The organism is Epilithonimonas sp. (genome assembly GCF_032054305.1).
Classification (GTDB): Bacteria; Bacteroidota; Bacteroidia; order Flavobacteriales; family Weeksellaceae; genus Epilithonimonas.
This window is the reverse complement of sequence record NZ_DAMBSX010000004.1, coordinates 244,301-268,316: the sequence shown is the minus strand read 5'-3', so window position 1 is coordinate 268,316 and position 24,016 is coordinate 244,301. Positions and strand designations below refer to the sequence as shown.

Here is a 24,016-nt window from a genome sequence, read left to right as displayed (position 1 = left end):
AATGAGCAGGATATTTTCACCAGGCAAGTTAATGCTTACCTCAGAATATGTTGCTGTTGATGGCGCTCTTGTTCTAGCTGTTCCAACGAAGCTGGGACAAGAGCTTTTTTATACAGAGAATGAAGACCAGAAGTCATTTATTTTTTGGGAGGCTTATCATCAAAATCAACTATGGCTTAAAGCGGTTATCGATTATAAAAATTGGGAAATAACAGAAACCAATAATCAAAAAGCCTCCGAATTCATTCTTAAAACGCTCAAAAATGTTCAGAATCTTTCTGATACCAAACTAAAAAGTGATACTTCTTATCACTTCAAAACCAATCTTCAGTTTCCATCAGACTTCGGACTAGGAAGCAGTTCAACTTTGATGAGTAATCTCGGAGAATGGGCAGAAATCAATCCTTTTACCTTGAATGAAGAAAGTCTTGGGGGAAGTGGTTACGACGTTGCTGTTGCCAAAGAAAAATCTGCGGTTCTCTACAGTCGTTTTCCTGAAAGAACTTATCATAAAATTGATTTCAATCCGAGTTTTAAAAATGAACTGATTTTCATTCATCTCAATCAAAAACAAGATACACGAGAAGGAATTTCTCATTACAAGTCAAAGCCTACTTCAACGGAATTAATCAATCAATATTCTGAATTAACCAAAAAGATTGTCAAAAGTCAAAATTTGGAAGAATTTTCGGAATTGATGACCATTCACGAGCAAAAACTGTCCGATTTTCTTGAAATTCCAGCGGTGAAAGAAAAATATTTTCAAAATTGCCCAAGCTTTGTCAAAAGTTTGGGTGCCTGGGGCGGAGATTTCGTTGTCACGTCCAAATTTGGAGATTATGAAAGCTATTTCAGAAAGCAAGGTTTTACCAAAATGTTTTCTTGGTCAGATTTAATTAACTGATTGTTAATTGATTATGAATTTTTATTTAACTGATGAAAGTCAGTTTATAAAAACTTTGATAATTCGCCGATATTTTTACATTTGTCCCAACACCCTTAATCTTCAAAAAAATTAAAAATGGACAAGTTAAAATCTTATCTTGAACGTCAAGGTATTTTCAATCCGAAAGAAATCATCCACAATCCAACTTACGAAGAAATTTTTCAGGCGGAAATGGACCCGAATAATTCCGGATTTGCTAAAGGCGTTTTGACAAAGTCAGGTGCTGTGGCTGTAAAAACGGGAATTTTTACTGGCAGGTCTCCAAAAGACCGATATATTGTAAAAGACAATATCACTCAGGATACGATTTGGTGGGACGGAAACATCAATCGTCCAACTACAGTCGAAGTTTTCGATGAGTTAAAAGACATCGTAACCAAAGACCTTTCTGGCGACAGAATCTACGTTATCGACACCTATTGTGGTTCTAACGAGGATACAAGACTGAAAGTAAGGTTCGTTACAAAAGTGGCTTGGCAAGCTCATTTTGTGATGAATATGTTCATTCGTCCTTCTCATTATGACCTTCAGAATTATGGAGAACCGGATTTTGTAGTGATTAATTCTTCCGAATCTGTCAATCCAAACTGGGAACAACACGGACTTAATTCTGAAGTGTTTGTAATGTTCGATTTGACCAAGAAAATGCAGATTATCGGTGGAACTTGGTACGGCGGAGAAATGAAGAAAGGAATGTTTGCGATAATGAACTATTACCTTCCATTGAAAGGAATGGCATCTATGCATTGCTCAGCCAACGTAGGTGAGAACGGCGATGTAGCGGTTTTCTTTGGACTTTCCGGAACTGGAAAAACAACGCTTTCTGCAGACCCAAAACGTTATTTGATTGGCGATGATGAGCACGGCTGGGATAACAATGGTGTTTTCAATTACGAAGGTGGTTGCTATGCAAAAGTGATAGACCTTAGTAAAGAAAAAGAACCGGATATCTACGGCGCCATCAGAAGAGATGCATTGTTGGAAAATGTGATTACAGATGACGAAGGAAACGTAGATTATACTGATGGTTCGATTACGGAAAACACAAGAGTTTCCTATCCAATTTATCATATCAGCAAAATTGTTCTGCCTTCCAAAGCTGGTCATGCGAGTAAAATCATTTATTTGTCGGCAGATGCATTCGGGGTTTTGCCACCGGTTTCTATCTTGACAAACCAACAGGCTCAGTATCATTTCCTTTGTGGATATACATCGAAATTAGCAGGAACAGAACGTGGAATCACTGAGCCAACACCTTCTTTTTCTCCTGCATTTGGAGAAGCATTTTTGACACTTCATCCAACAATGTATTCCAAAACATTAATTGGAAAAATGAAAGAACACGGCGCCAAAGCTTATTTGGTAAATACAGGCTGGAACGGAACAGGAAAGAGAATTTCTCTGAAAGATACGAGAGCAATCATCGATGCAATTATTGATGGAAGTATTGACAAAGCTGATACGAATAAAGTTCCTGTAATGAATTTGGAATTCCCTATTGCATTGCCTAATGTTTCAGAAAATATCCTTGACCCGAGAGATACTTATGAGAATAATTCTGATTGGGAAGCAAAAGCTAAAGATTTAGCTGCGAGATATATCAAATATTTTGAGCAGTTTACAGATAATGAAGAAGCTCTGGAATTGGTTTCTTCGGGACCGATTTTATCAGAAGTTCATCAGGATTAAAAAATAGAAACGCTTCCAAATTGGAAGCGTTTTTTAGTTGAAAGGCTTCGAGAACCTCAGCCTGACATTACCTAGTTTATTATTATTTCAAAAAAGGATTATGTTCTTTTTCAAAACCGATAGAAGTCGGTTCTCCGTGCCCGCTGTAGACTTTTGTTGAGTTTGGAAGCGTCAATAATTTATTTTTAATACTTGAAATCAGTTGGTCATAATCGCCTTTGTAAAGGTCAGTTCTTCCAATGCTCATCATAAATAATGCATCGCCGGAAATCACAAATCCGTTATTTTGATTATAAAACGCAACACTTCCTGGCGAATGTCCGGGAACATCGAAAATTTGGAACGTTTCAGAACCTAATTTCAACTCGTCGCCTTCTTTAATATGTTGAATTTCCCCTTTGAATGCAGGAAAGAAGAAACCGTAATTTTTTGCTGTGAAAGAAGCTTTGTCCAGGATTTCTTTTTCGTCAGAATGCATCAGAACCGGAACGGCAAACGTGTCATAAGCCCATTGCAAACCGATAATATGGTCAATATGTGCGTGCGTTAACAGAATATTTTTGATTTTAAATTCATTCGCTTTAACGAAATTGTGCAAAGTTTCAGTTTCGACTTCAGGCATATTACCCGGGTCTATAAGAAAAGCCTCCTTTTCATCGTTATAAATGATGTATGTATTCTCAGAAAACGGATTAAATGCAAAGGATTTTACGTGCAACATTCTTTTTAATTTAGATGTAAAAATATAAAACATTAACTTAGCATTATGAAACGTTTTCGACAAATTATCTAAAAAAATATAATTGTACTAAACGTTCCATCTGGCAAATAAAAAATAACATCAGCAGATGAAGCTAACAAAACTATTTTTTCTTTTTTTCGGGATTCTTTCTTTTGCGCAGGACATTAGAAGCATCCAAGTCTTCAATCCAAAAACCAATGATGAAACGGCTGTTATAGGACAAGGCGAGCAACTGATTCTAAGATTCGATGACCTTTCGAATACAAGTCAGCTTTATCGTTATACTTACAAACATTACAATAAAAATTGGGAAGATGATGGCCTTTTCTTTACAGAGTTTGCCAATGGAAGTATGAACGCTTTGATAGAAAATTTCCAGTTTTCTTTCAATACCTATCAAAAGTACACGCATTACCAGCTGACTTTCCCTAACGAAAAGATTCAGCCAAAGATTTCCGGAAATTATGAGATTATTGTTTACAAAGATTCTCAGGAAAAGCCACTATTCAAAAGGAGATTTTCCATCTACGAAGATGGAGCCAATCTGGGAATCAATGTTACAAGATTCATAGATGCCAAAAATCCTAATGCCAAACAACGTATCGAAATCCAAGCGACTGGGAATGGGGCAGGAATAACCAATAACCTTTCTTCACTTTCCTTAAGTGTCATTCAGAACAACAATTGGGGAATTGCGTTAAACAATCTTCGTCCGAGTTCTACATTGGGAAACCAGCTTTTGTTCCAACAGTTGAATTTGGCTTTTCCAGGAAATAATGAATTCTACTATTTCGATAATAAGACCATTAATCAAGCTATGGACATGGTGGCTAATACGGGGAATATGGATGGTGCGAATCAAACCTATCTTTATCCTGTCTGGGCTTATCCCGGAGATTATCAATACCAGCCTGATGTGAATGGAGCTTTTTATTTCAGACGAAATGACCTTGGGATAGAAAGAGATCCTTCCAGAGAAGCCGATTATTCTTGGGTACATTTTGCTTTGGACAGTCAGAAATCAGACAAGGAATTCTACGTTCTGGGAATGTTCAATGATTACAAAGCCGATAAAACAAGCCAAATGCAATATGATGAAACAGCTCACAAGTACATTGCAAAGATCTATCTGAAACAAGGTTTCTACAACTATATCATCGCAACAAAAGGAGCTGATGGAAAACTGAATTATGGTGAAGTGAACGGGAATTTCTGGCAAACAGAAAACCTTTATCAGGCATTTTTATATTATACACCTTTCGGAAGGAACCTCGACGGTCTGATTGGTTACGGAGAGTTCAGGACGCCTGTGAGATAGTTTTGGATTGATAAATGAAAATCTCTAAAGAAAACATCAGTTATCTTTTTTATTGGATAATTATTTTTGTCGTTGCTAGCTCAATGATTGTTTATGGTTTGGCTAAACCTTTTCAGTTTCATGGTTTTGATAAGTCTGTCAATTCTGATTTATCAGAAGGTCACAAGTTGATGTGGACTTTCTATTCTTATTCTTTAGCTTATCCTATTATCATTGGTGTTTTAGAGGTTTTAGGTGGAATTAGTTTGTTATTTAATAGAACTAGGGTTTTCGGTTGTATCTTATTGACAATCATTCTTTCGAATATCATTATCCAAGATTATATTTACAGTATAATGGCTTTGCAGTCAGCAATATATTATCAGGTTCTGGTTTTTATTATATTGATTTTTGATTATGATAAAGTCAAAACATTAATTCAAGAATTATTCAAAACAAAAGAAAGAAAAAGAAATCTTTTGCTGGTGTTGGTAGCTTTCGTGATTTCAATCTTATTCAAATATATTGAAACGAGAATTTAATATTCCATTTATCATTAATTCAATTTTTTGGAATAATTTTAGCTAATAACTTGAAAACAAATTTTTATGGAACTTATCTTCGAAAATAAAAAATCTGGGAATGGTGGATTTATATCAATGAAAAACCAACAGGAAGAAATCGGAAGATTGACCTATACGATTGTTCCTGAACTTAAAAAACTAATCGTTAGCTATGTAATGGTTTTTCCGAAATTCGAAGGTAAAGGATTGGGAAGAACGCTGGTAGAGAAGTCGGTAGATTTTGCAAGAAAGAACGGATGGTCTATCAAAGCGCATTGTTCATATGCACACGCAGTTCTCAGCAGAAAAACAGATGTAGAAGATGTTTTTGTTGCTTAAAAATAAACTATTACCTTGGTAATATCAAAGTTACGGCTCGCAATTGCGAGCCGAGCTTTTTTATTTAATTAGACAATTATCTGTTCATAGACATTAGAAACTCTTCATTGTTTCTTGTGCCTTTTATTTGTTTCTGTACAAATTCCATCGCTTCCAAAGGATTCATATCAGCCAGATATTTTCTCATGATCCACATACGTTGTTGCGTAGCCTCGTCCAAAAGAAGGTCATCTCTTCTTGTACTGGAAGCAACTAAATCTACAGCAGGATAAATACGCTTGTTAGCAATTTTTCTATCCAATTGCAACTCCATATTTCCGGTTCCTTTGAACTCTTCGAAGATCACTTCGTCCATTTTGGAACCTGTATCGATCAAAGCAGTTGCGATAATTGTCAAAGAACCTCCATTTTCAATCTTTCTAGCTGCTCCGAAGAAACGTTTCGGTCTGTGAAGGGCGTTCGCATCCACACCTCCGGAAAGAATTTTCCCTGAAGCTGGCGTTACAGTGTTGTAAGCTCTTGCCAAACGCGTGATAGAATCCAAAAGAATCACAACATCGTGACCACATTCTACCATTCTTTGCGCTTTAGATAAAACTAGGTTTGCCACTTTTACATGTTTATCAGCTGCCTCGTCGAATGTAGAAGCAATTACTTCCGCATTCACGCTTCTTTGCATATCAGTAACTTCCTCTGGTCTTTCATCGATCAGAAGAACCATCATATAAGCTTCCGGATGATTGGCAGAAATGGCGTTAGCAATATCTTTTAGTAAAATAGTTTTACCGGTTTTCGGTTGTGCAACAATCATTGCTCTTTGTCCTTTTCCGATTGGCGCAAATAAATCTACGATTCTTGTAGAAAGTGTAGAGTTTTTACCAGCCAAATTGAATTTTTCCTGAGGGAAAAGCGGTGTCAGATATTCAAAAGCGACTCTGTCTTTGATGAAAGCTAAATCTCTTCCGTTAACTTCTGTCGGTTTTTGAAGAGAGAAATATTTCTCGCCTTCTTTTGGCAATCTCACAATTCCTTTTACAGTGTCTCCGGTCTTCAAACCATAATTTCTGATCTGATTGGTAGAAACATAAACGTCGTCTGGAGAAGAAATATAACTGAAATCTGAGGAACGAAGGAATCCGTAGTTGTCCGGAAGGATTTCCAAAACGCCTTCTATGGTTACAATTCCATCAAAGTTGAATTCCTTTTTTGGAGCGGCAGTTTCCGGCTGTTGTGTTTCGGATTGTTCTTTTTGATTGTTATGTTGTTGAGAATTGGGATTTTGCGCTTTTTGCTGACCTCTATTGTTGTTATTGGTCTTTTGCTGATGCTGCTGATTGTTTTGCTGCTTAGGCTGTTGCTTTTGTTGAGGCTTTTTATCCTCTTGCTCAGGCTTTTCATCAGTCTTTGGAGTTGCTTCCTCGGTAGAAGCTGGAGTAGGAGCGGTTGGTTCTTCTGTCTGAGTGGAAGTAATTCTCGCTCTCGGCACTTTTTTCTTTGGGGGATTTGCTGCTTTTGCCTCTTCCTTTACAACTGCAGCGGGAGCTTCTTCTGTAGTAGCAATAGGAACAACTGTTTCCGTTGGAACTATTATATTTTCTTCTTTCGGTTTTTCTGCTGGTTTCCTGCCTCTTTTTTTTGCAGGAGCTGCGTTTTCCGAAGGATTCTCTTCTGTTTTTTTCGTCATATTTTCTTGAGTCGCGTTAAGATAATCTTTAATGATCTTTGGATTGGAAGCCTGATAGTCCAGAATAGCGAAAACTGTTTCTTCCGGAGAGCTTTTCTTTGCCAATTTAACGCCTAAATCTTTAGAAAGTTTGGCCAATTCCTCATCGGATTTTGACCGTAGCGTTTCAATATTAAACATATAAATACGTAAAAGGGTAATTTTTATTTGTGTATAAGTAAGAATGAAAACCAGGTGGTTACCATTTTTAAATAGGTGATTACAATGCAAATCTACATTATTTTTTGAATTACGCAAAAATTATTTTATTTTTGCAATCGATTTTAACCTTTTTTATAAAGGATTTATAATAAGGATGTTACAAAGAATACAAACAGTCTGGATATTTTTAGCAGTTTTAGGAGCTGTTTTCCTGAATCTAACAGCGCAGGATTTCGATATTTTTGGTGGAAATCTTACCATTAATATTTCAACTGTTTTGTTAATTGTAATTGGTCTTTTGAGCTTATTCAGTTTCAAAAACCGGAAGAGACAAATTTTGCTGAACAATATCAGCATCATTATAAACGCTTTGTTGGTTGGTCTTTTGACTTACTGGCTACTCAATTTATCCGGAGGAATTCAGTTTCCTGAGAAGGGTATTGAGCCAATTTTTTCATTGATTTCTATTATATGTCTGCTTTTAGCAAATGTATATATCAGAAAAGATGAAAGGCTCGTAAAATCTGTAGACAGACTTCGATAGGCTTACGACGATTTTTTTGAGTGAGAACAGCTTCCAAAAAGGAAGCTGTTTTTTATTTTTAACAATCTTAGTCTTTATATGCAGAAGATTAGTAACAAAGTGCTAGCTTTTCGTACTTATTATTCTATAATAAATCAATCTAGCTATGAAAAAAGTAATCTCTATTGTTTTAATCGCTCAATCGTTTCTGTCTTTTGCTCAGGATATTTCCAAAGAAAGAGTTGTCGGTATTGTTTCAACTTTAGCTTCTGATGAGATGAAAGGTAGAAAGTTCGGAACACCAGAAAATGATAAATCTGCTGAATATATTGCTCAGGAATTCAAAAAAAATAATCTGGATTACTGCTTCGGAGATTCTTATCTGATTCCTTTCGAATACAAGGGACAAAAGGGTTACAATGTTTGTGGAGTTAAGAAAGGTAAATCAGAACAAAGTTTGGCTTTTTCTGCACATTTTGACCATATTGGAACCAATAATAAAGAAGGAGACAATATTTATAACGGAGCAGACGATGATGCCAGTGGTGTTTCTACTGTAATCGGTTTGGCAGATTATTTTAAAGGTAAAAAGACAGATTATTCAATGGTTTTTATGGCTTTCAATGCTGAGGAAATCGGATTGATTGGTTCAAAAGCGTTGTCTGAGAATCAAAATTTAACGCCTGTTTTCAATAATATCAAAGCACTTTTTAATTTCGAAATGTTGGCTACGGAATCTCAGTTCGGGAAAAATGCCGTTTTTATGACTGGCGATGAATTCTCTGATTTTGATGAATTGATTAATGCAAATGCAGTAAACGGTTTGAAAGTTTATCCAGACCCATATCAAGGTCAGCAATTATTTTACAGGTCTGATAATGTGAATTTTGTTAAAAAGAAAATCATTGCACATTCTATCTCAACCGTTGATATGAACAAAGCTTTTCATTACCATGCTGTGAATGACGATATTAATATTGTAGATTCAGATAATTTGACTGATATCATCAATAATTTCGCTAAGACGATTGAAAAGTTCAATACCAAAAACTTTCAGCCGAAGTACAATGATAAGGTAAAATATGATTTCTAACGTCTTGATAAACTAAGCTATTTATTTTCCGTATTTTTGCCTTTCAATTTTTCTTAATGAAACCATACCAGCGAATTTTAGGTTTTGCAAAACCACATCAAAAATACCTTTGGGGAAGTATGTTTTTCAACATTCTTTACTCGCTTTTGCAAATCTTTTCCATAGGGACTTTGCTTCCGATTTTGAGCATAATGTTCGGAACTTCTGATGAAATCGATACTACAAAAGCACCGATTTGGAATGGTAGATTGGCAGATTATTTCGCTTATGTGAAAGATTGGGCTTACTATACAATTCAGGTCAATATTGATGAACACGGCGGAATCAAAGTTTTAGCGATTCTTTGCTGTATGACGGCTTTTGCTTTTTTATTGAGGAATATTTTCCGTTACATAGGTTCTTATTTGTTGGTTAATTACCGAGTTGGGATCACAAGAGACTTGAGAACTGCGATGTACGACAAGTTTCTAAAACTGCCGGTTTCTTTCTTTACAGAACAAAGAAAAGGTGATATGATGTCCAGAATTTCCAATGATATTGGTGGTGTAGAAAGTGGAATTATGGGTTCTTTGGTGGACATCGTAAACTCGCCATTTATGATTATTTCGTCATTGACAGCGTTGTTTTTGCTTTCTCCAAAGTTGACTTTATTTTCATTAATCGTTTTCCCAATTATGGGTTGGATAATCTCTTGGGTTGGAAAAAGCTTGAAAAAACAGGCCAAAAATGCACAGGAAGAATTAGGAAATCTCTTCTCTTTGGTTGATGAAACTTTAAAATCATCAAAAGTAATTAAGATTTTCAACGCTGATAAAATTCTAAAAAATCGATTTAATAAAACGACAAATCAGTGGCAACATCACGCCATATCGATGAGTAGAAGGCGAGAATTGGCTTCTCCAATGAGTGAGTTTCTTGGTTCTGTGACGATGTTATTGATTACTTGGTACGCAGGAACGGAAATCATCAACGGAACTAACCGTGATCCTGCGACTTTCCTAGCTTTTATCGCAGTTTTTTTCCAGATTTTGGACCCTGCAAAACGTTTGTCGAATGCGGTTTCCAATATCCAAGGTGGAATGGCGAGTTTGGAAAGAGTTTCCGAAGTTTTGGACTACGATTTGAAAGTTGATGAAGTTCCAAATCCAACACCAATTTATGAATTAAAAGATAAAATTGAATTCAAAAATATTGGATTTTATTACGAGAAATCTAATCTGATTCTGAAGAATTTCTCCATCGATTTACATAAAGGAAAAACGGTTGCTTTGGTTGGACAATCCGGAAGTGGAAAAACGACGATTGCCAATCTATTAGCGAGGTTTTACGACGTTTCCGAAGGCGAAATCCTAATTGACGGACATAATATCAAGAATCTAAAATTGACCGATTATCGTAAACTTCTAGGAATGGTAACTCAGGAATCTGTTTTATTCAATGATTCGGTTTACAACAATATCTTGATGGGTAATCCTGATGCTACCGAAGAACAAATTATAGAATCTGCTAAAATTGCCAACGCTCACGATTTTATTTCACAGCTTCCGGAAGGTTATCATACCAACATCGGAGACGACGGAAACAAACTTTCTGGCGGACAAAAACAACGTGTTTCTATCGCAAGAGCAGTTCTGAAAAATCCACCAATTATGATTCTTGACGAAGCAACTTCTGCTTTGGATACAGAATCCGAAAGATATGTTCAGGACGCTTTGGAGAAAATGATGCAAAACAGGACTTCTCTAGTTATTGCGCACAGATTATCCACGATTCAGAAAGCTGACCATATTGTTGTGATGGAAAAAGGCGATATTGTGGAGCAAGGCTCTCATCAGGAATTGATGGACAAAGACGGAACTTACAGAAAGTTGGTTGAGCTTCAGAATTTTGATTAATGAATCCAATTCAGGAATATTTTTACCGGATTGATGAACCTGCAAGAAGTGCGCTTTTATTCATTCGAGAAAAGATTCTAAATTCTGATGAATTAATTACCGAAACTTTCAGTTTTGGACTTCCTTTTTTGAAGTATAAAAAGAAAATGCTCTGCTATTTCTATTACAGTAAACACCATCAGAAGCATTATCTCAGTTTTTATCACGGCGATAGAGTAGATTATCCTGAACTATTATCTGAAGGTCGGAAAAAGTTCAAAATCTTACTTCTGGATATGGAAGAAGATTTACCAATGGAATTGATTTTCAATATTCTTGATGAAGTGAAAACTTATATTAAATAAATTTCTAACTAACTGAATTTCAACCAACTTTCAGCCCGTTTTTCACAGGTAAACTAGGGTTCAAAAGAGTCACTTCATTTTTATTTTCTCCATAAACACCAAGGACAAGACATTCGCTGAAAAAGTTCGCGATTTGTTTCTTTGGGAAATTAACGACAGCAAGAATCTGTTTTCCAATCAAATCTTCTTTCGAGTACAAAGCTGTGATTTGAGCCGAAGATTTTTTGATTCCCAAATCTCCAAAATCGATTTCCAATTGATAAGAAGGATTTCTGGCTTTCTCAAAATCAAGAGCGGAAACAATTGTTCCAACTCTGATGTCGATTTTTTCGAAATCACTCCAAGATATTTCAGGTTTTGTCATTGTTGATTTGTTTTATTTTTAATGTCTTGCAAAAGTTTTTCAACTTCATTCTTTTGTTCAGCATATTTCTGTTGTAATTCACTTCCTTCGCCCATTCTTCCATAGTAAATCAAAGCTTTCTCGCCAAAGAAGTTTTTGTAATAATCGGAAAGTTCAGGAATCTGCGGAAAATTGATATGAAATAACATTTCGTAGTAAGCCTGCCATTCGCGTTCGTTTTTGTCCATAATCATCATTTTAGGCGATTTCTGACGAACGTGCAACATCTCGTGAGCCAGCATATTAAGAACTAAAATCAAATCAAAATCGAGTAAATTTCTTGGAATCATCACTTCCTGCATATCTCCGATTTCGCCATTGGCAGTAAGTAGAATCGAGTTCTTTTCTAATTCTTCCCGAAAATCAAATCCTAAAAAATTCTCGTCGTCCAAGTCGAATTCGTGGATGAGGAATCTTGCAGCGTCCAGGATTTCGCCGGTTTCTTTGTAAGCGTTGAGGTTGAATTGTAATTTTTCGTAATTCATTTGTGTGTTTTATTTAATACGATTTTCAGCAATATCAGAATTTTGTTTCATGTGTAGGACTGCGTGAACATAAACCGTGTTATCTTCAACCGTATAATAAATCCCATATGGGAATTTTCTAGTGAATACAATCCTTATTTCTTTGTATCGTTTCTGATAATGTTGCGGATTTTTCTGAATCTTAAATAGTGATTCATCAATCTTTTCTAGAAATTTTTCAGGGAGATTAATATTCTGATTCTTATACCATTCCATCGCTTCTCTAATGTCTTGTTGTGATTTTGGTTTGATTATCAGCTTATAAACCATATTCTTTTTTAAGCTCATTCACAACATCCGTCCAAGGTTTTCCCGATTCTGGATTGTATTGATGTTCTTCTAATCGCTTATCTAAAATTTCTCGATGCTCTTTTGTAAGACCTTTTTCATCGGAGTTTTCGTTGGAAATAATCGCATTGAAAATCTGCAACGTTTTATCGTCAGCTTGGTCTATAAAGTCGTGAATTTTTTTTCTGAGTTGAATGCTTGAGTCCATTTTGTGTTATTTGATGATTTCAAAGTTAATGAAATTCTGAATTTGTTTCGTGCTGATAATTGATTTGTCTGCTAAAACTAATTTTTGGAATCAAATGTTCTATAGAAGTTGAATCTGCGCCCCGACTTGAGTGGAGCTCTTTTTCTTTTTTGAATAAAAAAAGAAAAAAGCGGGAACGGAAGGCGGATTAAGGCGCCCAAATAATAATGAATAAAAAAAATCGCACCTGAGAGATGCGATTTGATTTTATTTAGAATTCCATTTGAACTTCCAGTTTTTCTGCCAGAAGTTTGGAAACTTTTACTTTGAGTGGCTCGATATCGATGTTTTGCATTGCATCGTTGGCGAAAGCATAAAGCAATAATGCTCTTGCTTCTTTCTTGGAAATTCCACGGGCTCTAAGGTAGAACATCGCATCTTCGTTCAGCTGTCCAACAGTACAACCGTGCGAACATTTCACGTCGTCTGCGAAAATCTCCAGCTGAGGTTTTGTATCGATAGTTGCGCCTTCATCCAACAAAATATTGTTGTTCTGCTGATAAGCGTTGGTTTTCTGAGCAATCTTGTTCACAAACACTTTTCCGTTGAAAACGCCGTGCGATTTGTCTTTGAAAATCCCTTTGTAATTCTGGTAAGATTCGCAGTTGGGCGTGTTGTGATGAACAGCCGTGTGGTGGTCTACCAATTGGTCTTTCCCGATAATCGTGATTCCGTTCATAAACGAGTTGATATTCTCGCCGTTGTGGATGAAATCCAGATTGTTACGAACTAATTTCCCTCCGAAAGAGAACGTGTTCACAGTCGTTAAGCTGTCTCTTTCCTGTTTCGCAAACGTATGGTCCACAAGGTAAGAAGTGTCGCTGTCGTTCTGCAATTTATGCCAATCTGCTTTTGCATTTTGGTAAGTGAAAATTTCTGTCACAGAGTTGGTGAAAACGAAAGTTTCATCAAAATTATGATGGCTTTCAATCACTTCTACTTTTGCACCAGCCTCTACAATTAGAAGATTTCTTGTGTTGTAGAATGTATTTTCTTCCTGATTGTCAGAAATATAAAAGACGTGAATCGGTTTTTCGATAACGATATTCTTCGGAACTTTTAAGAAAAATCCTTCGTTGAAATAAGCTAGATTCAAGTTTGTGAAAGCTAAATCTTGGCTCGCAATCGTATTGAAATATTGATTGAAAGTTTCTTTTTTTGCTGAATCGCTTAGAGCTTCGTTCAAAGTCAAAAATTCTGCATTTTCAATCGAAATGTTAGAATATTCTTTGTGAAGTTTTCCGTTGATGAACACAATCCAGTCAAAATGTTCCTCGCCCAAATGCAATTCGTCCAACTGCTCTTTGGTAATATGATGAGCTTCTGAAGGGAAAAAATTGTAATCTTTCTCCGTGATTTCCTTCAGATTCGTGTATTTGTATTCTTCATCTTTTTTGGTCGGAAAACCTCTCTCTTCAAATTTCTGAAGAGCAGTTTTTCTCTCTTCGTTCAAAAAAGAATGACGAAGCGATTCCAAAAAATCTGAATGTTGATTTATTGTTTGTTCAAATAAAGCCATTGTAATGGTTTGATTTTGCATCGTTTAGAAGATTAAAATTAAATTTGAATTAGTTCAAAAGCCAATCGTAACCTTTTTCTTCCAATTCAAGTGCTAAAGATTTATCTCCTGTTTTTATGATTTTTCCATCCGCCAAAACGTGAACGAAATCTGGCTGAATGTAATTCAACAATCTTTGGTAATGCGTGATTAACAAAACGGCGTTGCCTTCGCTTCTGAATTTGTTAACGCCATCAGCAACGATTCTCAAAGCATCGATATCTAACCCTGAATCGGTTTCGTCAAGAATTGCCAATTTCGGATTTAGCATCATCATCTGGAAAATCTCGTTTCTTTTCTTTTCACCTCCAGAGAAACCTTCGTTCAAAGAACGGGAAAGGAAATCTTTTCTGATGCCTAATTTCTCAGAGTTTTCACGGATTAATCCCAACATTTCCTTAGCTCCCATTTCTTCCAATCCGTTTGCTTTTCTTGTTTCATTAAGTGCAGCTTTTATGAAATTGGTAACGGTAACGCCAGGGATTTCCACAGGATATTGGAAAGAAAGGAAAATCCCTTTGTGTGCTCTTTCTTCAGGAGCATCTTCGCCGATTTCTTCTCCTTCGAAAAGAATTTCGCCATCCGTTACTTCATAATCTTCTTTTCCTGCAATCACAGAAGAAAGAGTCGATTTTCCGGCGCCGTTCGGTCCCATAATAGCGTGAACTTCGCCTGGTTTTATTTCAAGATTGATTCCTTTTAAAATTTCTTTGTCGCCGTCTTCAATTTTGGCGTGTAAGTTTTTGATATTAAGCATTTATATATGTTTAAAACTTGTTTATGTATCAACATTAAGAATTTAAGTTAATTCTAATGTTTTATTCTTTTTTAAGTAAATCAATAAATTGATTTTAATTAAGATTTTTAAGTTTTTACTATTTATCATAACTCCTTAATGTTTTAAAATTCATTCTGGAAGTTTTGAAAAATATTCATTCACTACTGGAATCATTGATTTAGTAATATTATCCGTATAAAAATTAATCAAAAGACCTTGAGGTTTTTTCAGAATTTTCATATAAGTCATCAATTGTGCTTGATGAACGGGCAATAATTTTTCAACAGTTTTAATTTCTACAATAATTGCCTCATTGACAAGCAAATCAATTTTTAATGGAGTTTCAATTTCAATCTTTCCATAATTGATTTTTGTAGTAACCTGTTGATTAACTAAATATCCTTTTTCCTTTAATTCATAAGCCAAACACAGTTCGTAAACACTTTCTAACAATCCTGGTCCCAATTCTTTATGAACTTTGATTGCACATCCTACAATATCGTAAGAAAGTTGTGTTACTTCTGCTTTTGTCATTTTTTCATCTTAATTTTTTTTTAATCAGAATTAATTTATTAATTCCTTAAATTTTAAACATTAAGAAGTTAAGATTTTAATTTCCTAAATTTCTTAATGTTGAAATTTCTATTATCCAACACTTCCTTCAAGCGAAATTTCCAATAATTTCTGGGCTTCAATTGCGAATTCCATTGGAAGCTTATTCAAAACTTCTTTACTGAATCCGTTTACAATCAATGCAATCGCTCTTTCTGTGTCAATTCCTCTTTGGTTACAATAGAAAATCTGGTCTTCCCCGATTTTTGAAGTCGTTGCCTCATGTTCCAATTGTGCTGTCGGGTCTTTGATTTCGATGTATGGGAAAGTGTGTGCGCCACATTCGTTACCCATCAACAAAGAGTCACACTGAGAAAAGTTTCTTGCTCCTTTTGCAGAAGGCATTACTTTCACCTGACCTCTGTATGAGTTTTGGGATTTTCCGGCAGAAATTCCTTTCGAAATAATTGTTGATTTGGTATTCTTTCCGATGTGAATCATCTTAGTTCCCGTATCTGCATACTGATGCATATTGGTAACCGCAATTGAATAAAATTCTCCAACTGAGTTATCACCTTTCAAAATACAGCTCGGATATTTCCAAGTTACGGCAGAACCTGTTTCCACCTGAGTCCAGGAGATTTTTGCATTTCTCTCACAAAGTCCTCTTTTGGTTACGAAGTTAAAAACTCCACCTTTTCCATTTTCATCTCCCGGATACCAGTTTTGAACAGTAGAATATTTGATTTCAGCGTCGTTCATTGCAATGAGTTCTACAACTGCAGCGTGAAGCTGATTCTCATCTCTCGATGGCGCTGTACAACCTTCAAGATAAGAAACATAACTCCCTTCGTCTGCAATGACCAAAGTTCTTTCGAACTGACCAGTTCCAGATTGATTAATACGGAAATAAGTAGATAATTCCATTGGACATCTTACACCTTTTGGGATGTAGCAGAAACTTCCGTCAGAAAAAACTGCGGAGTTTAAAGCTGCGTAAAAATTATCGCCTCTTGGAACTACTTTTCCGATATATTGTTTCACCAAATCCGGATGTTCTTTGATAGCTTCTGAAATTGAACAAAAGATAATACCTTTCTCCTTCAAAGTTTCCTGAAACGTCGTTTTTACGGATACTGAATCCACTACAATATCAACTGCAACATTTGCTAATCTTTTTTGTTCTTCGATATTGATTCCCAATTTTGCAAAAGTCTTCAACAATTCTGGGTCAACTTCATCAAGACTAGCCAATTCTGGTTTTGCTTTCGGAGCCGCGTAATATCTGATGGCTTGGAAATCAGGTTTTTGATACTTGATATTTGCCCAATCCGGTTCTGTCATTTTCTGCCAGATTCGGAAAGATTCCAAACGCCATTCGGTCATCCATCCTGGTTCTTCTTTTTTAGCAGAAATCGCACGGATGATATCTTCATTCAGACCAATCGGGAAATCTTCATACTCGATATCCGTTTCAAATCCGAATTCGTACTTTTTATTTTCTAAATCGACGCGTAAATCGTCTTCTGTATATTTACTCATTAGATAGATTTTAGATTTTAGACTTTAGAATTATTAATTCTTTTTCCTAATCTCTAATTATAAACTGAAACTTTCTCCACAACCGCAAGTTCTTGCAGCATTCGGATTATTAAAAATAAAACCTTTCCCATTCAAACCTCCTGAATATTCCAGAGTTGTACCAGCAAGATAAAGAATCGATTTTTTCTCGATTATCACGCGTACACCATTATCTTCAAAGATCTGGTCGGTTTCATTTTTTACATTATCAAACTTCAGGACGTACTCCAGGCCGGAACATCCGCCGCTTTTTACGCCCACTCTTATATAGTCAGTCTCAGGGTTGAAGCCTTCTTCAGTCATCAACTGAGCTGCTTTTGATTTTGCCTGATCGCTTACTTGTATCATTGTTTTTATTTAGACTGATTTTAGTCTACAAAAGTACGAACTAATTTCCGCAATCTCAAATCGATGGCATCTATTTTAACGATTTTAGAAAGACTTTAATATTTCGTTTTGTAATGAGATACAGTTTGTTAATGTTAAATTGTTATCAAAAAAATCAACATTTATTATTTCTGATTGTTCTTATAATTAACTTTGTCGGGATTTGTTAATCAAACAATTAGTTTATGAAGAAGATTTTTATTTTAATGATGATGTTTTTCCTTTTTGGGAAAATGATGAGCCAGACCGAAAGATATATTTATCAGACCGAAGTGAATCCGGATACTATCAATCTCGTAGATATGAAGATGGAAAGAACTTTTCTGGATGTGAAAAATAACCAGTCATTGTTCATCAGTGAGAGTAAATTATTGAAGGATTCTCTGGTTGCAGTTTTGAAAAGCCAGACAATTCCGGACGTGAGAAAATCGAAAAAAGACAAACCGGAATTTCCAAAACTGGCGAATGGAAAATCGATCCAACCTACTTTTTTCGAATATTTCATCAAGAAAAATAATGATGACAAAACAGTGAGTTTGGTTGAAAGTGTTGGTTCAAAGCAAGTTTATTATCAGGAAGACCGGAAAATGAAGTGGAACATTTCTGACCAGGTTTCTGATCTTAATGGTTATAAAGCCCAAAAAGCGACTGTAAATTTTGGTGGAAGAGTTTGGATAGCATGGTTTGCACCGGAAATTAAAATCTCTGATGGACCTTACAAATTTTCCGGATTACCTGGATTAATTGTAAAGCTTGAAGATGATAAAGGAGATTATAAATTCAATTTCCTAAAAAAAATATCGATTCCAAATGCTTTTTCAGAAGATATAAAGCCTGATGCAAGAAAATCGACAAGAATCAACTTCCAAGGTGACAAAGCATCTGTTAAAATGGAAATGATCAAAAATAAGGATCCTGAGATCAATCTTGATAATTTCAGTCCCGGAGGAGGAAGAGGAATGCATCAAAGAGGTGGAATGAACGGCGGATTTGGTGGACAACCCGGACAAGGAATGAATGGCGGAATGCCAAATGTAGATATGGGAGGACAGGATATGCAATTAGGAAATCCAACTCAAAATCCCATGACAAGTAATGGAAGCGTTATGAGTTTTGGAAATACAAACCCAATTGAATTAAGTAATAGACAATAAATATGAAACTAATAAAATTATTATGCTTGTTGGCGACGCCACTGGTAATAGCCCAACAAGGCACTCGTTTTATTTATCAAGTAACATTATCTCCTGATTCTACCAATGTTGAGAAAAAAACAGAATCTGCTTATCTGGATACTGATGGCAAAAAATCTGTTTTCTATGCAGAAAATTCGATGAAGAGAGATTCTCTGATGGAAAGAATGTTCGCAACCAAAAATTTTGACAGAGAGCAAATGCAGAATTTGAGAAGCAACCTTCAGTTTACCATTGAAAAAGACCTTACTAATCAAAGTTTGATTTATAAATCAAGAATAGGGAGAGATAATTATTCTTATTCGGAAACTCCTGTTTTTGAATGGAAAATCTTACCAGAAACTGTGAAAATCGGAGATTATCAAACTCAAAAAGCAGAAACGAAATTTGGCGGTAGGACTTGGTATGCCTGGTTCACACAAGAAATTCCCTTTCAGGATGGTCCTTACAAATTCTCTGGTTTGCCGGGATTGATAGTAAAAATTCAAGATAAAAAAGGCGATTATTCTTTTGATTTGATGCAAACGAAAAAAATAGCAGAGATATATCAACCTTTGAATCGAGGACAATACATCACTCTTTCCAAATCGAAATATATAGAGATGGAGAAAAAGATGCAAAAAGACCCGGCAAGCTTCGTCAATGCTCTAAGAAATAACGGAGGACGAGGTGGCGGAAACCGGCCGGCAATGGATCCAAAAGAAATGCAGGAAAGACAAAAACGCATGCAAGCGGAAATAAAAAGCAGAAATAATCCAATTGAATTAAAATAAAGAACGGGACAAATATTTGTCCCGTTCTTTTATTGTGATTTTCTGATGTCTTTTATTTCTTCAATCTTTTGTTCGAAGTAATCTTTTTTATCGGGATGTTTTTCTGAAAGTATCTCGTAAGCCTTTATTGCTTTGGAGTATAGTTTTTGTTCCGTGTATAACTTGGCCAGGGTTTCTGTCATTAAGTGAGAGATGTCGTCTTTCTTCTCCTTGATGATATAGTTGCTTTCTTCCTTTAACTGAGATATTTTCGGATTGGTCTCAATGAAGTTGTCAATGATTTTTTCCTTGGTTTTGGATGGCTCTTCTTTGACTTCCGGTCTTTCAATTTTCAGCCAGCTTTGCCAAGTGTTGATAAAAGTACCCACATTGCTTTCAGTAGCTTCCTTTGTTTCAACCTTTTCCGGGATTGGAATGATCTCCTTTTTCTCTTCGATTTTAGAAACCTCATTTCCAAAGAACGAAACATTCATAATTGGTCTTTCTTCTTCAGAGATCTCAGTTTTCTTTTCCTCTACTTGAGTTTCTTCTATAATTTCCGGATGAACAATAACCTCCTCAACTTTTTCTTGTGTTGGAGCAACGTCAACTTTTGTAATTATTTTAGGAATTTCTCTTTCTTCAGGTTTACTTTTACCAATCAAAGCATCTGGTGTGTTCGCTGAGAAAGACATTGGTTTCCATTCAGAAACAGGTTCTTGAACTTCAATTTTTGGTTCAGTAATTTCTGGTTTGATTTCAGTCTGTGAGATTTCAGTTTTATCTTCAATAATGTCGAAAGTCTGCGTATTTTCAAAATTGATTTGATTCTCTTTAATCCTTTCTTCCTGAATTGAATCTTCTGTTCCCTCAACTTTTTTCGGTTCAAAAACTTCAAAAGATTGCGTGTTCTCAAAGCTGATTTGACTATCATCAATATCATCTTCAGGAATATTTTTTACAAAAGGTTCTTTATATTCAGATCTAATTACAGGTTTTTCTTCAGTTGGTTTCTCCTCTGACTTTTCTTTTTTCGAAGGATTCAGGTAATCCAGATGATTTTTTGGAAGCGAGAATTTCACATTTGGAAGAAACTCCTGAGCGCCTCCGAAACTGATATCATTGGAAGAAATTTCTGGTTGAGATTCTAGTTCTGTGGAAATTTCCTCAACTTTAGTTTCTTCTAAAGTTAAAATATCTTCAATGTGTTCGGGAGCAGAAATAGATTCTTGCGCAGGATTTTCATCAATGATGATTTGGGAATCAATGGTTTCGGTTTCTTCTTTTAGAACCAATTGTCCGGATTCTTTCGTTGCTTCCAGATCAACTTGCGAGGATTTTTCTTTTAAGAAATTTTCTTCACCATCATAAAGTAAACGATTCTTTTCGCCATCTACAACTATGAATTCTGAGTTCTCAGAATTTTCAGTTTCGATGATCTTTTCGATATCAAATTTATTCAGAACAGAATGCGTTTCTGTATTTTCAATTTCCGTTACGATTTCAGATTCTGCAGGTTTTGTGTCTTCTGTTGTTTTGTCGTTAGTTAAATGATTTTCAGGTTTTTCGTCAGATATGATTGATGTTGGTGTAATCTCTTTTTTAGAAATTCTTTCAGAATTAATGAAGTGATAAAGTATCTTTTTATCTGTCGTGTAAGCTGCGGTTTTAGAGAGGTTTTCTTTATAATTTTCCGGTTTGTAAAGATTGATCCCGTAAAGATAGAGTGCTCTTATACTTTGCGCATAAGGCATCTTTTCTGATTCTGATCTCAAAATGTCCAGATCGGATTCGGTAATAATTTTCGGTTTTTTTACTAATTCTAAAACTCTAGTATTCATTCTTCTTACCAATTGGCTACAATATCATTGAAAATTTTATTGATGATCCTGTCGTTCACAATTCTCACTTGTGCAGTTTCTATCGTGTTCAGGTCTAGGTCGCTATTGAAAACAGCTTCGTCACTGTAAGTTCGGTCAAAGCTCAATGTCGGGTCTTTGATATTTTCATAATGGACCTTCACAGAGATTGTCAGTTTATTTTGCTGTGCTTGTATTGTGTTTCCGGATGTCGTTGTCGTTGCAGACCCGATACTTGTAGGTGTAATATTATAGTCGCTGATCTCTCCTTCGATCAAAAGATCTGGATTTTCCACTGCACCTTTCAGTGTTGTTCTTTGGAGAAAACGATTCTGCAAGGCCACGGTAAAATCCTGGCTCAAACTAGGAAGGTTGTTTGCCGCATTATTCGGGAAAGTATTGATCTTCACCGTTTTCATATCTTCTCTCAAAGATGAACCAGTAAATGAATAACAGGATGTTACTGATAATAACGTTAAAATTAAAAGCCCAAAAAACTTTTTCATAATTAAAATTTTTGACCGATTTCTGTTAGTTCATCGTGTTCTATTTGTGCAAGACCATCTTTGAAGGCAAAATAATGAGCTACATTTATAAAAGGTAAGGTTATAAACAATCCAATTCCACAAAGTATAATTCCCAGTTCTCCCAAAAATGCAACTGCGATGGAAAAGAAAAGTATAGATAAAAGATTTCCTTTTGTCATTGTTTTAGAGATATTCCAGGCAGATTTCAAATCTTTTATTTGCTTAAATGTAATCAACGCAGGAATATAAAAAGATTGAAGTAATAAATAAATCAATACAAAATATACAGATATAAAATAAATCGCTCCAAGACCTCCAACAAAACCAGAAACGGTATTGTCATTGTCCGCAAAAATTGCCAAAAAGCCAAACGGAATAAAAATTAGAAAAATGCCTGCAAAAATGTACAATTGAAAGATAAAATAGGGTACAAAATCATCAAAATTAAAAATTTCTCCAGCTCCGGTTGGGATTCCTTTATCAATTTTGTAACAGATCCTGTAGAAATTACCTGCAGCTAAAATCCCGCAAAAAGGAATGATAGACATGATCATAAAACATAGGAATGAAAGTATTATCGTTCCAAAATCTTTCTTCATCAAGTCAATCGCTTGAGAAATGTATTCACCAAATTTGAAATTTACACTTCTTGGTTGTAGGTTTGCTGACATTTTATTCTTCTAGATTATATTGTTTTATTTTTCTGTAAAGTGTTCTTTGCGAAATTCCCAATTCGTCTGCGGCTTTGTTTCTTCTTCCTTTGTGCTTTTCCAATGCCTTGATTATCAAATCTTTTTCATTGTTTTGAAGCGAAAGGGATTCTGGTCTAGCTTCCTCAATTTCAATATCTTCTACATCGTTGTAATGATGGTCCTCGTCCTCAGAAATGATCGTTGGATGATGAACCTGACTTTGATTATTGTTATTATTTTCAAAATAAAGCAAAGAATTTGGGTTTGCAGATTGTTGAGGTTCAGGCGTGTAAATTCGATTGATCAGATTCTTTTCCTGAGAACTAAGGTCTGCGTTTCCTCTACTTTTTATCAGTTCCGAAGTTAAGGATTTTAAATCATTAATATCATTTCGCATATCGAAGAGCACCTTGTACATAATTTCCCTCTCCGAGCCGAAGTCTCCGGAAGTTCCGGTTCCATTTGTTTTAGAAACAACTGCTGGTAAATTAGCATTCATCGGGATGTATTCGGCTAATTTCACAGAATTGATTTCTCGATTTTGCTCAACGACAGTCATTTGCTCGACTAAATTTCTCAACTGACGAATGTTTCCCGGAAAGGCATAATTTTCAAGGTAAGCAACGGCATCGTCTGTCAATCTCAATTCCGGCATCCTATATTTTTCAGCAAAATCAATTGCAAACTTTCTGAATAACAAATGGATGTCGCCTTTTCTTTCCCGCAAAGGTGGCATATCTATTTGAACCGTGTTCAGACGGTAATAAAGATCTTCACGGAAACGTCCGTCCTGAATGGCTTTCATCATATTCACATTCGTCGCAGCTACGATTCTTACATTGGTTTTCTGGACTTGGGAAGAACCGACTTTCATAAACTCGCCACTTTCCAAAACTCTCAAAAGACGAACCTGGGTTTGAAGCGGTAATTCTCCAACCTCGTCAAGGAAAATTGTTCCGCCGTCAGCCACTTCAAAATAACCTTTTCGGGTAGAAGTAGCACCTGTAAAGGCTCCTTTTTCGTGACCAAATAATTCTGAATCGATGGTCCCTTCCGGGATTGCACCACAGTTTACGACGATGTAAGGCTGATGTTTTCTTCTGGATTCTGAATGGATTATTTTCGGGATGAATTCTTTCCCGACACCGCTTTCTCCAATTACAAGAACGGAAATATCAGTTGGTGCTACTTGTATAGATTTTTCTAAAGCACGGTTCAAAGCAGGGAAATTCCCAATGATTCCGAAACGTGCTTTTATAGATTGTAAGTCTGCCATTGTTTATTTGATAATTTGATGATTTGAGAATGTGGTAATTGATTTATAAAGTTAATCTCTTGAATTAGCTCATTTTCATATTA

General features: G+C 35.6%; 26 protein-coding genes. 11 read left to right on the top strand and 15 right to left on the bottom strand.

From position 1 onward, the window contains the following. The first annotated feature begins 1 nt into the window (after nucleotide 1). Together RTX21_RS10380 and pckA are read left to right on the top strand one after the other, a co-directional pair. Nucleotides 2-904, top strand: a complete 903-nt coding sequence (locus RTX21_RS10380) for a GYDIA family GHMP kinase (RefSeq protein WP_312767421.1) — start codon at nucleotides 2-4, stop codon at nucleotides 902-904. 117 nt (nucleotides 905-1,021) lie between these two features. Further along, on the top strand, nucleotides 1,022-2,635 hold the full coding sequence (gene pckA / locus RTX21_RS10375; RefSeq protein ID WP_312767418.1) for a phosphoenolpyruvate carboxykinase (ATP): 1,614 nt from the start codon (nucleotides 1,022-1,024) through the stop codon (nucleotides 2,633-2,635). Between the two features lie 82 nt (nucleotides 2,636-2,717). Here pckA and RTX21_RS10370 read toward each other — a convergent pair whose 3' ends face one another. Beyond that, nucleotides 2,718-3,356 (bottom strand): MBL fold metallo-hydrolase, encoded by a 639-nt coding sequence (locus tag RTX21_RS10370; RefSeq protein WP_312767416.1) that lies wholly within the window; start codon nucleotides 3,354-3,356, stop codon nucleotides 2,718-2,720. Nucleotides 3,357-3,483: 127 nt separating this feature from the next. Between RTX21_RS10370 and RTX21_RS10365 the strand changes: the two genes are divergently transcribed. The 3 genes from RTX21_RS10365 to RTX21_RS10355 all read left to right on the top strand — a co-directional run bounded on the left by RTX21_RS10365 (nucleotide 3,484) and on the right by RTX21_RS10355 (nucleotide 5,576). Next, nucleotides 3,484-4,695 (top strand): DUF5103 domain-containing protein, encoded by a 1,212-nt coding sequence (locus tag RTX21_RS10365; protein ID WP_312767415.1) that lies wholly within the window; start codon nucleotides 3,484-3,486, stop codon nucleotides 4,693-4,695. Between the two features lie 14 nt (nucleotides 4,696-4,709). Beyond that, nucleotides 4,710-5,216, top strand: coding sequence for a hypothetical protein (locus tag RTX21_RS10360; protein WP_312767413.1), 507 nt, complete (start codon nucleotides 4,710-4,712; stop codon nucleotides 5,214-5,216). 66 nt (nucleotides 5,217-5,282) lie between these two features. Then, on the top strand, nucleotides 5,283-5,576 hold the full coding sequence (locus RTX21_RS10355) for a GNAT family N-acetyltransferase (RefSeq protein ID WP_312767410.1): 294 nt from the start codon (nucleotides 5,283-5,285) through the stop codon (nucleotides 5,574-5,576). 76 nt (nucleotides 5,577-5,652) lie between these two features. On the opposite strand, the gene rho is transcribed toward RTX21_RS10355, so the two are convergent. Then, entirely contained in the window at nucleotides 5,653-7,440 is a 1,788-nt protein-coding gene (gene rho, locus RTX21_RS10350) for a transcription termination factor Rho (RefSeq protein ID WP_312767409.1), read from the bottom strand. 175 nt (nucleotides 7,441-7,615) lie between these two features. On the opposite strand from rho, the gene RTX21_RS10345 reads away from it, so the two are divergent. The 4 genes from RTX21_RS10345 (at nucleotide 7,616) to RTX21_RS10330 (ending at nucleotide 11,316) form a co-directional block, all read left to right on the top strand. Beyond that, nucleotides 7,616-8,005: a DUF4293 family protein gene (locus tag RTX21_RS10345; protein ID WP_312767408.1), complete on the top strand. Its 390-nt coding sequence runs from the start codon at nucleotides 7,616-7,618 to the stop codon at nucleotides 8,003-8,005. Nucleotides 8,006-8,150: 145 nt separating this feature from the next. Next, complete coding sequence (locus RTX21_RS10340; RefSeq protein WP_312767406.1) at nucleotides 8,151-9,077, top strand: M28 family peptidase; 927 nt, start codon at nucleotides 8,151-8,153, stop codon at nucleotides 9,075-9,077. A 56-nt stretch (nucleotides 9,078-9,133) separates the two neighbouring features. Then, nucleotides 9,134-10,972 (top strand): ABC transporter ATP-binding protein, encoded by a 1,839-nt coding sequence (locus tag RTX21_RS10335; protein ID WP_312767403.1) that lies wholly within the window; start codon nucleotides 9,134-9,136, stop codon nucleotides 10,970-10,972. Then, nucleotides 10,972-11,316 (top strand): DUF1801 domain-containing protein, encoded by a 345-nt coding sequence (locus RTX21_RS10330; RefSeq protein ID WP_312767401.1) that lies wholly within the window; start codon nucleotides 10,972-10,974, stop codon nucleotides 11,314-11,316. The genes RTX21_RS10335 and RTX21_RS10330 overlap by 1 nt, the downstream gene beginning before the upstream one ends. Nucleotides 11,317-11,335: 19 nt before the next feature. On the opposite strand, the gene RTX21_RS10325 is transcribed toward RTX21_RS10330, so the two are convergent. The 9 genes from RTX21_RS10325 to RTX21_RS10285 form a co-directional block, all read right to left on the bottom strand. Beyond that, nucleotides 11,336-11,680: a tRNA-binding protein gene (locus tag RTX21_RS10325; protein WP_312767399.1), complete on the bottom strand. Its 345-nt coding sequence runs from the start codon at nucleotides 11,678-11,680 to the stop codon at nucleotides 11,336-11,338. Next, nucleotides 11,677-12,204: a hypothetical protein gene (locus tag RTX21_RS10320; RefSeq protein WP_312767397.1), complete on the bottom strand. Its 528-nt coding sequence runs from the start codon at nucleotides 12,202-12,204 to the stop codon at nucleotides 11,677-11,679. The genes RTX21_RS10325 and RTX21_RS10320 overlap by 4 nt, the downstream gene beginning before the upstream one ends. Nucleotides 12,205-12,213: 9 nt before the next feature. Further along, nucleotides 12,214-12,513 carry a type II toxin-antitoxin system RelE/ParE family toxin gene (locus RTX21_RS10315; RefSeq protein ID WP_312767396.1) on the bottom strand — a complete coding sequence of 100 codons (300 nt, stop codon included), beginning with the start codon at nucleotides 12,511-12,513 and terminating at the stop codon, nucleotides 12,214-12,216. Beyond that, nucleotides 12,503-12,739: an addiction module protein gene (locus RTX21_RS10310; protein WP_312767394.1), complete on the bottom strand. Its 237-nt coding sequence runs from the start codon at nucleotides 12,737-12,739 to the stop codon at nucleotides 12,503-12,505. The genes RTX21_RS10315 and RTX21_RS10310 overlap by 11 nt, the downstream gene beginning before the upstream one ends. A 250-nt stretch (nucleotides 12,740-12,989) precedes the next feature. Further along, nucleotides 12,990-14,297, bottom strand: coding sequence for a Fe-S cluster assembly protein SufD (gene sufD / locus RTX21_RS10305; protein ID WP_312767392.1), 1,308 nt, complete (start codon nucleotides 14,295-14,297; stop codon nucleotides 12,990-12,992). A gap of 49 nt (nucleotides 14,298-14,346) precedes the next feature. Next, nucleotides 14,347-15,093 (bottom strand): Fe-S cluster assembly ATPase SufC, encoded by a 747-nt coding sequence (gene sufC / locus RTX21_RS10300; RefSeq protein WP_248875035.1) that lies wholly within the window; start codon nucleotides 15,091-15,093, stop codon nucleotides 14,347-14,349. Nucleotides 15,094-15,243: 150 nt separating this feature from the next. Next, on the bottom strand, nucleotides 15,244-15,648 hold the full coding sequence (locus RTX21_RS10295) for a GxxExxY protein (protein WP_312767387.1): 405 nt from the start codon (nucleotides 15,646-15,648) through the stop codon (nucleotides 15,244-15,246). 111 nt (nucleotides 15,649-15,759) lie between these two features. Beyond that, on the bottom strand, nucleotides 15,760-17,208 hold the full coding sequence (gene sufB / locus RTX21_RS10290) for a Fe-S cluster assembly protein SufB (protein WP_312767386.1): 1,449 nt from the start codon (nucleotides 17,206-17,208) through the stop codon (nucleotides 15,760-15,762). Between the two features lie 57 nt (nucleotides 17,209-17,265). Next, on the bottom strand, nucleotides 17,266-17,595 hold the full coding sequence (locus RTX21_RS10285; protein WP_074236152.1) for an iron-sulfur cluster assembly accessory protein: 330 nt from the start codon (nucleotides 17,593-17,595) through the stop codon (nucleotides 17,266-17,268). 224 nt (nucleotides 17,596-17,819) lie between these two features. Between RTX21_RS10285 and RTX21_RS10280 the strand changes: the two genes are divergently transcribed. Next, nucleotides 17,820-18,788 carry a GLPGLI family protein gene (locus tag RTX21_RS10280; RefSeq protein WP_312767382.1) on the top strand — a complete coding sequence of 323 codons (969 nt, stop codon included), beginning with the start codon at nucleotides 17,820-17,822 and terminating at the stop codon, nucleotides 18,786-18,788. Between the two features lie 2 nt (nucleotides 18,789-18,790). Beyond that, nucleotides 18,791-19,600, top strand: coding sequence for a GLPGLI family protein (locus RTX21_RS10275; RefSeq protein WP_312767380.1), 810 nt, complete (start codon nucleotides 18,791-18,793; stop codon nucleotides 19,598-19,600). Nucleotides 19,601-19,629: 29 nt separating this feature from the next. On the opposite strand, the gene RTX21_RS10270 is transcribed toward RTX21_RS10275, so the two are convergent. Genes RTX21_RS10270 through RTX21_RS10255 form a run of 4 tightly spaced genes read right to left on the bottom strand, consistent with a single transcriptional unit; the run spans nucleotide 19,630 to nucleotide 23,933 of the window. Continuing rightward, nucleotides 19,630-21,420, bottom strand: a complete 1,791-nt coding sequence (locus RTX21_RS10270; protein WP_312767378.1) for a hypothetical protein — start codon at nucleotides 21,418-21,420, stop codon at nucleotides 19,630-19,632. A gap of 5 nt (nucleotides 21,421-21,425) precedes the next feature. Continuing rightward, nucleotides 21,426-21,944: an LptE family protein gene (locus RTX21_RS10265; RefSeq protein WP_312767376.1), complete on the bottom strand. Its 519-nt coding sequence runs from the start codon at nucleotides 21,942-21,944 to the stop codon at nucleotides 21,426-21,428. A 2-nt stretch (nucleotides 21,945-21,946) separates the two neighbouring features. Then, nucleotides 21,947-22,636: a hypothetical protein gene (locus tag RTX21_RS10260; protein WP_312767374.1), complete on the bottom strand. Its 690-nt coding sequence runs from the start codon at nucleotides 22,634-22,636 to the stop codon at nucleotides 21,947-21,949. A 1-nt stretch (nucleotide 22,637) separates the two neighbouring features. Further along, nucleotides 22,638-23,933: a sigma-54 dependent transcriptional regulator gene (locus RTX21_RS10255; protein ID WP_312767373.1), complete on the bottom strand. Its 1,296-nt coding sequence runs from the start codon at nucleotides 23,931-23,933 to the stop codon at nucleotides 22,638-22,640. Nucleotides 23,934-24,016: the final 83 nt, after the last annotated feature.